At 76.7% G+C, this 14088-nt stretch carries 2 protein-coding genes; both read right to left on the bottom strand.

What is annotated here, in order from left to right; all coding sequences use genetic code 11:
- Positions 1-11973, bottom strand: coding sequence for a non-ribosomal peptide synthetase (locus tag SCA03_RS36520; protein ID WP_230988947.1), 11973 nt, complete (start codon positions 11971-11973; stop codon positions 1-3).
- Positions 11970-14048 carry a non-ribosomal peptide synthetase gene (locus tag SCA03_RS27560; protein WP_230988946.1) on the bottom strand — a complete coding sequence of 693 codons (2079 nt, stop codon included), beginning with the start codon at positions 14046-14048 and terminating at the stop codon, positions 11970-11972. The genes SCA03_RS36520 and SCA03_RS27560 overlap by 4 nt, the downstream gene beginning before the upstream one ends.
- Positions 14049-14088 lie beyond the last annotated feature (40 nt).

The following is a 14088-nucleotide window of genomic DNA, read 5'->3' as shown; positions in this document are numbered from 1 at the left end:
TCAGCTCCCCTCGCCTTCCGGGTGCGCTCCGTCGGCCAGCAGCGCCGCGATCTCGGCGAGCGAGGCCGCGCTGCCCAGGTCGTTGTGCTGGTGGCGGCTGTCGTGGACGCGCAGTTCGCCCGTCACGTACGGGTCCCACAGCCGCGGTTCGAGCGCGGGGTGGTCCTCGTGCGGCCGTGCCCTGATGTGCAGCACGTCGCCGTGGAACGGCACCGGGTGGAAGTCCGGCGCGATCCGCAGGTTGTTCGCGTAGACGCCGCCCATGCCCAGCAGATGCTCCTCGGAGATGCCGGAAAGCAGGTTCTCGCCGCTCCGGACGATCCGCAGGAACCGTTCGGGGCTCAGCTCGCTCTCGTGCAGCCCGGGCGGGCGGATACCGGCGAAGTCGAGCAGCGCGCCGTACATCAGCCGCTCCTCGCTCACCCCGGTGTCCGGGAGCGCCGGCATGTCCGCCATGACGTAGGAGTCCAGCAGCACCAACTGCGCGACCTCGGCTCCCTGTTCCTGGAGCCGGGTGGCCATGGCGTGGGCGACCAGGCCGCCGAAGGACCAGCCGAGCAGATGGTAGGGGCCCTCCGGCTGGGCGCCGCGGATCTGTGCGACGTAGTCGTCGGCCATCTCCTCGACGCTGCCGGGCAGTTGCTCCCGCCCGTCCAGCCCGCGTGCCTGGAGCGCGTACAGGGCCTGCCCGGGCCGCAGCCGGTGTGCCATGGCCGAGTACATCCAGCCGACGCCGCCCGCCGGGTGCACACAGAACAGCGGCGGCGGGACGTCACCTCCGGACGCCCCGGAGGCCCCGGAGGCCCCGGACGCGCCCGGGGGACGCAGCGGCAGCAGGGTGTGGAACGCCGGGCGTTCCTGGGTGCCGCCGATCCGCTCGGCGAACGCGGCGACCGTCGGCGCCGCGAACACCGCCGCCGCGTCGATCTCGCCGCCCCAGATGTCCTCGATCCGGCGGGCCAGCCGGGTCGCCAGCAGCGAATGGCCGCCCATGTCGAAGAAGTTGTCGTCCACCCCGACGGCCGGCACCCCGAGTGTCTCGGCGAACACCGTGCACAGCTGCCGCTCCCGTACGGTGCGCGCCGCCCGCCCGGGGCCCTTTCCGGCGGCCCCCGGGTCGGGCAGCGCGGCGAGGTCGACCTTGCCGTTCGGGGTGCGCGGCAGCCGGGGCACGACGGTGACGGCCGCGGGGACGGCGTGCTGCGGCAGCACGGAGCGCAGCGACTCCTGGAGCACTCCGGGCAGCCGGGCGGCCCCGGCCGCTTCGGCGGGGTCGTGCGCCAGGGGGCCGTCGTCGCCGGGCGGCGGCTCGTACAGGTCGCGGTGGCGCCCGGTGTCGGCCGCCGAGCCGCGCGGTACGAGGACGGCGTCGAACTCGCCCACCGCGGCGCCCGGGACGAGCAGCGCCCGGTAGCCGGCGCGTGCGGCGGCGTCCTCGACGTCCTCGGGCCGTACCGCGTCCGGCCGCGGCACGGCGGCGAGCCGGCCGACGGCGCTCGCGGCCGATGCCTCCTCCACGGCCCGCCACAGGGCCAGTTCGGCTGCCGCGCGTCCCTCCGGGATCCCGCACACCCGCACCGTCCCGCCGGCCGGCGCGTACCGCAGCACGGACTCCAGACCGGCCGGTTCCCGTACCTCCCGGCCCCAGGTCAGCCGGACGGCGTCCCGGTGGGAGACGGCCGCGTCGGCGTCCTTGTGCAGCACCACGTCGTAGCGGTAGCGGGAGAGTTCGTTGTCGAACCCCGTCTTGAGCCGGATGTCGCAGCCGCCCCCGGCACCGAGGCGCTCGGCGCCGGTGCCCGCGAAGAACGCGGGCGCCAGGGCGAGTTCCTCGTCCAGCAGCGCCCGCCGGCCGGCCGCCGTCCGCACGCCGGGGACGGGCGCGGCGGGCGCGGCGGCCCCGCACTCCGCCGCCGTGTAGAGGCAGTCCAGCAGCCGGGCGTCGCGCACGTCGCCGACGAAGAGCGCCCCGCCGGGTGCGAGCAGATCGAGCGCGCCGGACAGCACCCTGCGCAGATGCGCGACAGAGGGGAGGTACTGCACGACGGAGTTGAGGACGATCGTGTCGAACTCGCCGCGCGGCAGGCCGGAGAAGTCGTGCGCGGCCTGCTGCCGGACCTCGACGCGGCCGGAGAGCCGGGGTGTCCGGGCGAGCCGGCCCAGGTGGGCGACGGCGGCCGGGGACAGATCGGTGGCCCAGTACGCCGTGCAGTGCGGGGCCAGCGCGGCGAGGATCAGCCCGCTGCCCGCGCCGATCTCCAGCACCCGGGCGGGGTTCAGCTCGCGGATCCGGGCCACGGTGGCGTCCCGCCAGGCGCGCATCTCCCGCCGTGGCAGCGGGGATCCGTCGTGGACGCTGTTCCAGCCGGTGAAGTCCTCGAAGAGCCCGGAGCCCGGCCCGTCGGCGCCCGCGTCGGCCCCCTCGGCTCCGGCCCCGCTCTCCGGTTCCCCGTCCGGTGTCTCGTCCGGTGCCTCGTCCGGTGCCCGCAGGGCCGCGTACGCGCCGTCGTAGAGGGAGCGCCAGTCGGCGAGCACGGCCTCCTCGCGCCGGAGTGCGGCCTCCTCACCGGCCTCACCGGCCTCACCGGCTTCCCTGCCGTCGTCGCCGCCCCCGCCGTTCCCGCCGCCCCCGCCGTCGCCACCGTCGCCGTCGGGCCACAGGGCGCCGGGGCGCGGGACGACATGGGCGACGAGCCGGGTGCCGCCCTCGCCCTGCCCGGCGGCACCGTCGGCGGCGTCGGCGGCTTCGGCAGCGGCGTCGGCGGCGTGGCCGGTGACGGCGGCCTCGGCCACCGCGGGGTGGCGCAGCAGCGCCGACTCGATCTCCCCGGGCTCCAGCCGGAAGCCGCGCACCTTGAGCTGCCGGTCGGCGCGGCCGGCGAACTCCAGCTGTCCCTCGGGGCTCCAGCGGGCCAGATCGCCGGTGCGGTACATCAGGGCGCCGTCGGCCGCGAACGGGTCGGCGACGAACCGGACGGCCGTCGTCGCCGGCTGCCCGTGGTAGCCGCGGGCCACGGCCGGCCCGGACACGTACAGCTCCCCCGTGCGTCCCGGTGCGACCGGCCGCAGGGCGCCGTCCAGCAGATGGACGGTGGCGTTGGCGACGGGGCGGCCGATGGGGGCCGCGGTGGTGAGCGGCTCGGAGACGGTCGCGACGACGGTCGTCTCGGTCGGCCCGTAGGCGTTGACCAGGGTGTGCCGCGCCGACCAGCGCTCCGCCAGCCGCGGCGGCAGCGCCTCGGCCGCCGCCCGCACGGCCGTTCCGGCCGGCAGATCGGCCTGCGGGTCCAGCACGGCGAGCACCGAGGGCGGCAGCGTGACCGCCGTGATCCGCTCCTCGTACGCCAGGCGCCGCAGCTCCCGGCCGGGCCGCAGCCGCTCGTCCGGCGCCACGACCAGCGCGCCGGGCGAGCACACGGCCTCCAGGATCTCCAGCACCCCGCCGTCGAAGGCCGGGGACAGGAAGTGCAGCACCCTGGCGCCCTCGTCCACCCGCTGCGCGGGCAGCGTGCTGTGCAGCACACCCGCCACGCCCCGGTGCGGTACGACCACGCCCTTGGGCCGGCCGGTGCTGCCGGAGGTGTGCACGACGTACGCCGCGTGGTCCGGCAGCAGCGGCACCGGCCGCTCCTCGTCCCGCACGGGACCGTCGGCGTGCGCGGCGATCCGCCGCGCGGTGTCCGGATCGTCCAGCACCAGCGGCTCGCCGCCGCCCGGCGGGAGGTGGCCGCGGTGCCGGGTGTCGGTCAGCACCAGGGCGGGAGCGGCGTCGTCGAGGGTCTGCCGCAGGCGCCCGGCCGGGTGGCGCACGTCCAGGGGGACGGCGGCGGCGCCGGCCTTCCACACGGCGAGCAGCGCGACGACCGACTCGGCCGAGCGGGGCAGCAGCACCGCGACGCGCTGCTCGGGACCGGCACCCCGGGCGAGCAGCTCGCGCGCCAACCGCCCTGCGCGCGCGTCGAGTTCGGCCTTGCTGACGACGGTGCCGCTGCCGTCGGCCAGATGCAGGGCGGGCGCCTCGGGTGCGCGCGCCGCCTGTTCCTCGGCGAGGGCCGGGACGGTGCGGGCCGCCACCCGCTCCCCCGCCGACCGGTGGGCGGCGAGGAACGCGTGCTCCTCGTCGTCCAGCAGATCCAGCAGGGACAGCCGGGTGCCGGGCTCGTCGAGGACGGCGCCGATCAGCCGCAGCAGCCGGCCCATGAGACGTTCGGCGCACTCCGCGTCGAAGACGTCCCGGCGGTGCAGGAGGTTGAGGTCGAGCCCGTCCTCGCGGGGCAGCGCCATCAGGCTCAGCGGGTAGTGCCCCGCCGACTCGCTGTACGCCGTGGTGACCCGTACGCCGGGCAGTGCGCTGCGCACCTGCTCGCCCGCCTGCGGGAAGTTCTCGAACACCATGGCCGTGTCGAAGAGTTCGCCCACACCGGCCGCGGCGTGGATGTCGGCGAGGCCGAGATGGTGGTGCGGCATGGTGCGGGCCTGTTCGCCCTGCACTCGGCGGATCAGCCCGTCGAGGGTCTCCGCCGGGGAGAACCGGACCCGCATCGGCACGGTGTTGATGAGGAAGCCGATGATCGACTCGACGCCGTCCAGCTCCGGGGACCGGCCGGAGACGGTGATGCCGAACACCACGTCCGTGCGGCCCGTCCACTCCGCCAGCAGCAGCGCCCAGCAGCACTGGAGCACGGTGTTGACGGTGACGCCGAGCCGTGCGGCGGCGGCCGTCAGCGCCGCGGTCTGCTCCGCCGGGAGCCGGTGGGTGCGCCGCGCGGGCCACTCGGCCGACAGATGGCTGCCGGGCGGCGCGAGCAGCGTCGGCTCCAGCGGGCCGGCCAGCACCTCGCTCCAGGCGCGGCGGGCCGCCTCCCGGTCGCGGCCGGCGAGCCACCGCAGATGGTCGGCGAACGGGACCGGCGGGGGCAGCTCCTCGCCCCGGTAGAGCGCGAACAGCTCGGGCAGCAGGAGCTGGTTGGACCAGCCGTCGACGAGGATGTGGTGAATGGCGGCCTGGAGCCGGAACCGCCGCTCGCCCAGCCGCAGCAGCGTGAAGCGCAGCAGGGGCGGCCGGGCCGGGTCGAAGCGGGTGGAGCGGGCCGCCTCGGCGCGCCGCGCGCACTCCGCCTCCTGCTCGGCCGGCGCGAGGTGGGACAGATCCGCCTCGGCGAACTCCGGTCCGCCGCCGGGCAGCACCTGGACGGTGCGGCCGGTGGACAGCCGCACGAAGCCGGCGCACAGATTGGGGTGGCGGCCGCACAGCTTCCGCAGGGCCTCGTGCAGGGCGGCCGGGTCGAGGTCGCCGGTCATGCCGAGGTCGAGCAGCATCACATAGGCGTCCTCGCCGTGCCGGTCGTACTGCCGGTGGAAGAGGAGGCCCTCCTGGAGCGGGGTGAGCGGCAGCACGTCCAGATGGCCGGGGTAGGCGGCGGCCAACTGCGCCTGCTCCCCCGCGTCGAGCGGGCTCGCCGGCAGAAGACCGCGCTCCGGCCGTCCGCCGTCGTCCTCCGGTACGGCGTCGGCGTGCTCCTGCCGTCCGCCGTCGTCCTGCCGTACCGCCTCGGCGTGCTGCTGTGCCTGCGGGGCGGGGTCGGTGTGCTGCTGCTCCCGCGGGGCGGGCCCGGTGTCCTTCCGGGCGGCGGCCTCGGTGCCGTCGTGCGGGCCGGGCGCGGGCGCGGTGTTCCGCGCGTCGTCGACCGTCCCTGCGGCGTCGTCACGCCCCGGACCGCCGGTGTCGGGCAGGACGGCGGGCGCGGGAGCCGGGTCCGGGGACGGAGACGGGGCCGGGGACGGAGAAGGACCTGGGGAAGGGGACTCGGACGGGTTCCCGGGCGGTTGCGCGGTGGTGGCCAGGCCGGCCGGTGTGGGGGTGACGAAGACGTCCTCCGGGGAGAGCAGCAGGCCCGAACGGCGCGCCCTGCGCACGAGTTTGACCGTCATGATGCTGTCCCCGCCCAGCGCGAAGAAGCTGTCGTCGGGCGCGACACCGGGCACACCGAGCACGTCGCTGAAGACCTCGCACAGGGTGCGGACCCGGTCCTCCGCGTCGTCGCGCGCGCCCGCCCCCTCGGCCGGGGAAGCGGCGGCGGGCCCGTGCGCGGCGCGCTCGCGCAGGGCACGCCGGTCGGTCTTGCCGCTCGGGGTGACCGGCAGCGCGTCCAGCACCTCCACCCGCTCGGGCACGAGCGGCGCGGGCAACTGCCGGCTCAGCGTGTCGCGCAGGGCCTGCGGGGCCGGGGCCGGGGCCGCCGCGCCGGGCGTGGGCTCGACGTAGGCGGTCAACCGGTGGTCGCCGTCCGCCGCTTCGGTGGCGACGACGGCCGCGGCGGCGATCCCGGGCAGCGCCGTCAGCCGTGCCTCGATCTCGCCGGGCTCGACGCGGTTCCCGTGCACCTTGACCTGGTCGTCGACGCGTCCGGCGAACTCCAGGACGCCGTCCGCGTTCCACCGGGCGAGGTCGCCGGTGCGGTACAGCCGGGCGCCGGGTTCGGCGGCGAACGGGTCGGCCACGAAGCGCCCGGCCGTCAGCGCCGGGCGGTGCGCGTAGCCGCGGGCGAGGCGGTCGCCCGCGAGGTACAGCTCGCCCGTGGTGCCGGGCGGTACGGGCCGCAGCCGCTCGTCCAGCACCCGGCAGTCCGTGCCGGTGACGGGTGTGCCGATCGGCGGGTCGCCCTCGGCGCCGGGTACGCACTCCCACGCGGTGGCGTAGACGGTGGCCTCCGTGGGCCCGTAGGCGTTCCACACCCGCGCGCCGGGCAGGCGTGCGTGGATGCCGCGCACGAGGTCGCCGGGAAGCGGCTCGCCGCAGAAGACGTAGGTGCCGGCCCGCTCGTCCACCCAGTCGGCCTGGCCGGCCCGCCGGTAGACCGAGGGGACGGTGTTGACCAGGCTGCCGCTCCAGTCGCCCCGGTCCAGCAGCGAGAACAGGTTGCGCACCAGCTCGACGGTGCCGCCGGCGAGGAGCGTGGCGAGCAGCTCCAGCAGGGAGATGTCGAAGCCGAGCGAGGTGGCGCCCAGCACCCGGGAGAAGGTGGCGTCGCCGAACATCTCGCGGGCCCAGTCGCTGAAGCCGACGACGTTGCGGTGCGGGACGACCACGCCCTTGGGCTGCCCGGTGGAACCGGAGGTGTAGATCACATAGGCGGCGTTCCCGGGCGCCGGCGGGCGCGGTACGGCCGGCCCGGATCCGGGTTCCGCCGCTCGCGTCCACGCGGGGCCGTCGGGCCCGTCCAGCGTCAGCGCGGCGGGGGCCGCCGCGGGCAGCCGGCCGGCGGCGCCGGAGGTCGTCACCACGGCGCGCGGCCGGGCGTCGGTGAGCAGGAACTCCACGCGGGCGGGCGGGTATTCGAGGTCGACGGGCAGATAGGCGGCGCCGGAGCGGAGCACACCGAGCACGGCGACGGCCGTCTCCACGCCGCGCTCCACCGCGACGGCGACGACGTCCTCCGGGCCCACCCCGCGCGCGGCCAGCGCACGGGCCACCTGCCCGGCGCGTGCGTCCAGTTCGCGGTAGGTCAGCCGGGTACGCCGGTCCAGCACGGCGACGGCGTCCGGGGCCTGCGCGACCCGGGCGGCGAACCGCGCGGTCACCGTCTCGCCGGGCCCGGCGGTGTCTCCGGGGCGCGCACCGGCCCCGGGCACGGGGGCGTCCGGTGCGGTGCCGTCGCCGTGCGCCGGTGCGGGCAGCGGCGCGGTGAGGAGGCGGGAGAGCGGCAGCCCGCCGCTGTCCTCGGCGGCGACGGCCTCCAGGAGCGCGAGGTAGTCGGCGGTGAACCGGGCCGCGGTCCGCTCGGTGAACAGGTCGGTGGCGAACTCCAGGCAGGCGGTCATGGACTCCTGCCCGGTGCGGTCCTCGGTCAGCAGCGTCAGATCGAACTTGGCCGTGCCCGCGGGCATGCCGCCGAAGAGGTTCTCCCGGGAGTGGTGGGCGTCGAAGAAGCCGACGGCCGCGCCGTCCATCTGCTGGACGGGCGGCAGCTCCTGGTGGACGTAGAAGACGTCGAAGAGGGGTGACCTGCTCGCGTCGCGCTCGGTCGTCAGCGCGCCGACGACCCGGTCGAAGGGCACCTCCTGGTGCTCCAGGCCCTCCAGCACCACGGTGCGGACCTGCTGGAGGAACGTGCTGAGCGCGGGGTCGCCGGACAGGTCGGCCCGCAGTGCGACGGTGCTGTTGAAGAAGCCGATGAGGCCCTGGAGTTCGGGCCGGGTACGGCCGGTCGTGGGCGTGCCGACGACGACGTCGTCCTGTCCGCTGTGCCGCGCCAGCAGCAGATGCAGGGCGCCCAGCAGCACCACGAACAGGGTGGCCGACTCGCGCACCGCGACCCGCCGCAGCCGCCGTACCAGGTGCGCCGGGACGGTGAACGGGTACAGCGCCCCGGCATAGCTCTTGCGGGCGGGCCGGGGGTGGTCGGTCGGCAGCCGCAGCGGCTGGACGCCCGCCAACTTCCGCTTCCAGTAGTCCAGTTCACCGTCGAGCGCGGACGAGGCGACCAGGGCGCGCTGCCAGGTGGCGTAGTCGCGGTACTGGACGGGCAGCGGCTCCAGCCGGGGCGCCCGGCCGGAGCGGCGGGCGGCGTACAGCTCGGGCAGCTCCCGTTGGAAGATCTTCGGGGATCCGCCGTCGTTGACGGCGTGGTGCATGGTCACCTGGAGGACGTGCTCCTCGGGCGCGATCCGCACGACCAGGACGCGCACGAGGGGGTCGCGCTCCAGGTCGAAGCGGAACCGGGCGGCGGAGCGCACGAGTTCGCGTGCCGCCTCCCGCGGGTCGGGCCGGCCGGAGACGTCCTCGTACCGGAAGAAGTCGCGCAACCGCGGCCGGATCCGCAGCACGGGGGCGCCGTCCTCCTCGACGAAGTTCGAGCGCAGCACCTCGTGCCGCTGGGCGAGGTCCTCCCACATGCCGCGCACGGCGTCCACGTCGAGGGTGCCGCGGACGTGGCTGACCATCGGCAGGTTGTACAGCGTGGTGTCGGGGTCCAACTGGTGGTGGAACCACATGCGTTCCTGGCCGAAGGAGAGCACCAGCTCCTGCTGGGGCAGCACGGGCGGCACGGCCGGGGCGGGCGGCTGCGACCGGGTGGCGATGAGCGTGGCGAGGTCGCGGACCCGGGGGTGTTCATAGGCGTCGACGAGCTTGGGCCGGAAGCCGAAGCGGGCCTCGACCCGGTCGACGAGCTGGAGCGCGATGATCGAGTTGCCGCCCAGCTCGAAGTAGTCGGCCTCGGGGCCGACCGGCTCGCGCGTCTGCAACAGCTCTTCCAGCACGGTGCACAGCCACGCGGTGGCGTCCTCGGCGGGCGAACCGGCCGCGCCCGACGGCCCGTTGCCACCGGCCACGCCGTGCGACGGACCGCCCTCGGTCGGCCTGCCGTACGGACCCGCGCCGGACGGCTCGGCGGCGGACGGGCCGCCGGGGAACGGCTCGGCGGCGGACGGGCCGTCGTAGGGCGCCGGGTGGCCGGCCGGTTCGGTGTCCGGCTCCGGTGCGCCCGGGGCCGGGCCGTGCACGGGTGATGCCGCCCGGTGCCCGCCCTCGGCCGGTGCGGGCTCCGCCGTGGGCGACGCCTCCGGCGCGGAACGGGGCTCCGGCGCGGCGGGACCGGACCCCGTCCCCGCGGTCGCGGCCCCTCCCGTCCCCTCTGCCCCTTCTGCCCCGGCGGTGGTCTCCGGGACCGTGTGCGTGTGCTCCCGCGCCCGGGCCGTGGGTTCCGGCTCCGCGTGCCCGGACTGCTGGGCGCCGCTCCTCGATTGCGGCCCCGTCGCCCCGAACTCCGGTGAGCCGGGCCGGAGTTGCGCCTCCCGGGGCGCGGAGGTCCGCTCCTGGGGTCCGGCCCAGCAGGGCACGGCGCGTACCGGGTGGCCCGGCAGGCGCAGCCGGCGCGGCGGCCGGGTGGGCGGCACCGGCAGATACGGCGCACCGGACCCGGGTTCGCCCGCGTCGGCGGCGGGGGCGGCCGGGGAGACCGCGTCCCAGTCGAGGGCGACCCCGCGGGACCAGAGCGCGCCCAGCACACCGAGGAGCCCTCCGGTGCGCGCCGTCAGCGGAACGATGTCGGCGCCGACACCCCTGGCCGCGGCGGCACGGTCGAGCGCCGGCCGCCACCCGTCGTCCCCGCTCGCGTCGACGAACACCACGGGCCCGGCGGCCAGCAGGGCGGCTGCCGCGCTCTCCGGCTCGGCTCGCGTGCCCCGGCCGGTCCCGCCGAGCGTGCCGGTGACACGGACCCCGCACCGCGCCAACTCCTCCGGCAGCGACGGGTGGTGGTCGTCGGGCCGGGCGTCGTCCGGCAGCAGTACCGCCACGCGCGGGGCACGCGGGGCGGCGCCGTGCGGGCCGTCGGCCGGGTCCCGGCGGAGCCAGGTGGCCTGCGCGGCGAGGCGGACGGCCAGCTCCTCGGTGTCGCGGGCGCGGACCGCGACGCGGTGGCCGTGGTGCTCGCGCCCGTGGTTGAGGGTGAAGGCGACATCGGCGAGGTCCTCGTCGCTGTCGCGCAGTACGGTGCCCAGCTCCTCGCACAGCACGGTCAGCGCCTCGCGGCTGCGCGCCGAGACGGTGACCAGGCGCGGCCTCCCCTCCCCCGGCTCGTCCGCCGGGACCGCCGGGACCTCGGCGGCGGTCCGCGCCGGCTGCCCGGCCGAGGGCTCGACGGCCGGGGGCTCGACGGGCGGCGGCTGCTGGACGACGCAGTGCGCGTTGATGCCGCCGAGGCTGAACGAGCTGACCCCGGCGAACCGCTCCCCGGCCGGCCAGGGCCGTAGCGCGGTGACGATGTCCAGGCCCAGTTCGGCGGGTTCGACACCGCCGGTGGCGCGGCGGAAGTGGAGATTCGGGTACAGCTCGGCGTGGTGCACACCGAGCAGGGCCTTGACCAGCCCGGCGATACCGGCCGCGTGGTCGAGGTGGCCGATGTTGGTCTTCACCGAGCCGAGGGGCAGCGGCTCGGGCCGTCCACCGAACGCCTCGGCCAGTCCCTCCAGTTCGACCGCGTCGCCCAGCGGGGTGCCGGAGCCGTGCCCCTCCAGATAGCCGGCGTGCGCCGGTTCCAGTCCGGCGGACCGCCAGGCCCGCGCGATCACCCGGGCCTGGGCGACCGCGCTGGGTGTGCTCATCGTCGAGGTGGCGCGGCCGTTGTGCTGGACGGCGCTGCCCCGGATCACGGCGAGGACGCGGGCGCCGTCCGCCCGGGCCCGGCCGACGGTGGTGAGCAGCAGCGCGGCGCCGCCCTCGCCGGGGGCCGTGCCGTCGGCGTCCGCGTCGAAGGCGCGGCAGCGTCCGCTGTCGGACACCAGCTCCGACATGCCGGCGGCCTCCCGCGCGGGCAGCCCGCCCGGGCGCAGGCTGACCCCGCCGGCGACGGCGTACTGCGCCTCGCCGAGGGCGAGTTCGCGGCAGGCGTGGTGCACGGCGATGAGGGAGCCGTTGCAGCCGGTGTCGACGGCGTAGCAGGGGCCGTGCAGGCCGAGGACGTGGGCGATGCGTGCGGGCACCCCGAACGGCATGTTGCCCAGGGCGCTGAGTGCGCCCGGCTCCTCGGCGGCGGCGTGGTAGGCGGAGGCGGCGGAGCTGAAGACGACGGCGGTGTCGCTCCGGCCGAGTTCCCGGGCCGCGTAACCGCCGTCCTCCAGCGCCTGGTGCGCGAGGAGCAGTGCGAGGCGCTGCTGGGGGTCCATCAGACAGGCTTCGCGGCGGGAGATCCGGAAGAGGTCGTGGTCGAAGGTGTGGATGTCCGCCAGGTGTCCCATGGGCAGACGGCTGCCGTCGGGGTCGAGCCCGGTGGCGGCCACCCGTTCGGCGGGCATGGGGCCGACGCTGTCGACGCCGTCGCGCAGGTTGCGCCGGAAGGCGTCCAGGCTGTCGGCGCCGGGGAAGCGCACCGCGATCCCGACGACGGCGACCGCGTCGTCGGGAACGGGCACACCCGGCGCGGGCCCGGCGGACGCGGACGTGTCGGGCGGTGCGGGGTGCGTACCGGTCACGGCTGCTCCTCGGCTGCTCGGCCTGCTCGTCGGTCGTGGTCCGGCTGTCCGGGCCCGTCGTCCCCCGCGGGGTCCGGGCCGGTGGCGGCGGCTGCCGGGGCGGGGTCCGCCGGGGCTGCGGGTGCGGCTTCGGCTTCGGCTTCGGTCAAGGCGGCGGCCGGGGCCGGGGCTTCGGGCGCGGTCGTGGCCGCGGTGGAGAGGGCCTCGGCCTGGGCCGGCACCGTGTCGAGGTCGAACAGCCGGCCGACGCGCACCGCGCCGGGCCATTCCCGCTGCATCGACAGATGGAGTTCGACGACGCGCCGCGAGTTGCCGCCGACGGAGAAGAAGCTGTCCTCCGGCCCGAAGTCGTCGTGCTGGAGGACCTTCTCCCACAGGCGTGCGACGGCCTGCTCCAGCGGGGTCCAGCCGTGCCCGGACGGCCCGGCGGTGCCGTCCGGGCCGTCCGCGGGCGCCGCACCGGTGTCCGGCAGCAGCGCCAGCAGGGCACGCTCGTCGGCCTTGCCGCTGGCGGCGAGCGGCATGTGTCCGACGGGGACGAGGAGTTCGGGCACGGCGTGCCCGCCGAGCCGCTCGGCGCACAGGTCCATCAGCTCGCGGGTGCCCGGCAGGGCGAGCGCGGCCTCGGCGGCCGTCCAGAACGCGACGAGCCGGGTGCCGCCGTGCCCGTCGGGCGCGCCCAGCACGGCCGCCTGGCGTACCGCGGGATGGGACTCCAACGCGCTCTCGACGGCGTGCCGTTCGACGCGGATGCCGCGCACCTTCAGCTGTCCGTCGACCCGGCCGCGGAAGCGGATGTCGCCGTTCTCGTCGACGAGGGCGAGATCCCCGGTGCGGTACATCCGGGCGCCGGGTTCGGGGGCGAACGGGTCGGCGACGAAGCACCGGGCGGTGCCGGCGGGGCGGGCCGCGTACCCCTGGGCGACCTGCGGGCCGCCGATGTACAGCTCGCCGACGGTCCCGGGCGGCGTGGGCACGAGCCGCTCGTCGAGCACATGGACGTGGGTGGTGCCGGTGGGCCGGCCGAGGGGCACGTCGCCGGCAGGGTCGACGGGGCCGCCGGTGTCCGCGGCGGCGCCGGAGCCGTCGGGATCCCCGGGGCGGCCGGGGCGCCGTCCGGTCACCGGGTGGCCCAGGACGGTGACGGTCGTCTCGGTGGGGCCGTACTCGTTGCGCAGCCGGGTGTCCGGCAGGACCGCGCGGTGCTGTGCCACGAGGGAGGGAGGGAACGCCTCGCCGGCCAGGATCACCTCGGACAGATGGCCGCGGGCCGGCGCGAGGTGTTCCAGCATCAGCCGGTAGTACGAGGGCGGGGCGGCGATCCGGGCGGCGCGGCGGTGCACGACGAGCGCGGCGGCGGCCTCGGGGTCGGGCAGCCCGCGGTGGTCGGGCAGGACGGCGGTGCCGCCGGAGCACAGCGCCAGGAACAGCAGCATGAGCGAGCCGTCCCAGGTGAACCGGCAGGGCGAGAAGGTGGTGAGGCCGGGCTCGTCGACCCGGTTGGCCACCATGTGGGCGAGGTTGTCGCGGCTGACGACGATGGCCTTGGGCTCGCCCGTCGAGCCGGAGGTGGTGATGGTGTAGGCGGGCAGGGCACCGTGCACCGGTTCCGGGGGCGGCGGCGGGGCGGACGCCGCGGGGTCCGGTGCGGGTCCGTCGGCCTCCAGCACGGCGAGGGGGCGGGGCGCGCCGGCCGCCAGTTCGCGGGCCGTGCGCGGCGCGGCGGGCACATCGGCGCCGTCGAGGACGAGTGCGGCGCAGTCGACGTCGCGCAGCAGCGCCGCGATGCGCTCGGGCGGGTGGCCGGGCTCCAGCACGCACCAGGCGACGCCGAGCCGCAGTGCGGCGGCCATGCCGACGAGCGTGCGCACGCTCTGCCGCAGATACAGCAGCACGGTCTGCCCGGGGCGCACACCGGCGGCGGCGAGCCGTGCCGCGAGCGCGGCCGCTGCCGTCTCGAACTCGCGGTAGGTGAGGGCCTCGTCACCGACGACGACGGCTGTCGTGCCGGGCTTCTCGCGGGTGCTGCGGAGGATCCCGGTGAGGACATCGGGGACGGCACACACGGTGCTCACCGCCTTCCGTGGAGAGGGAGGCCGGGGACACCGGCCGCGG

Source organism: Streptomyces cacaoi, assembly GCF_006539165.1.
In the GTDB taxonomy this organism is placed as follows: domain Bacteria; phylum Actinomycetota; class Actinomycetes; order Streptomycetales; family Streptomycetaceae; genus Streptomyces; species Streptomyces cacaoi.
The sequence above is the reverse complement of the archived record's forward strand: the minus strand, read 5'-3'. Positions and strand labels throughout refer to the sequence as shown.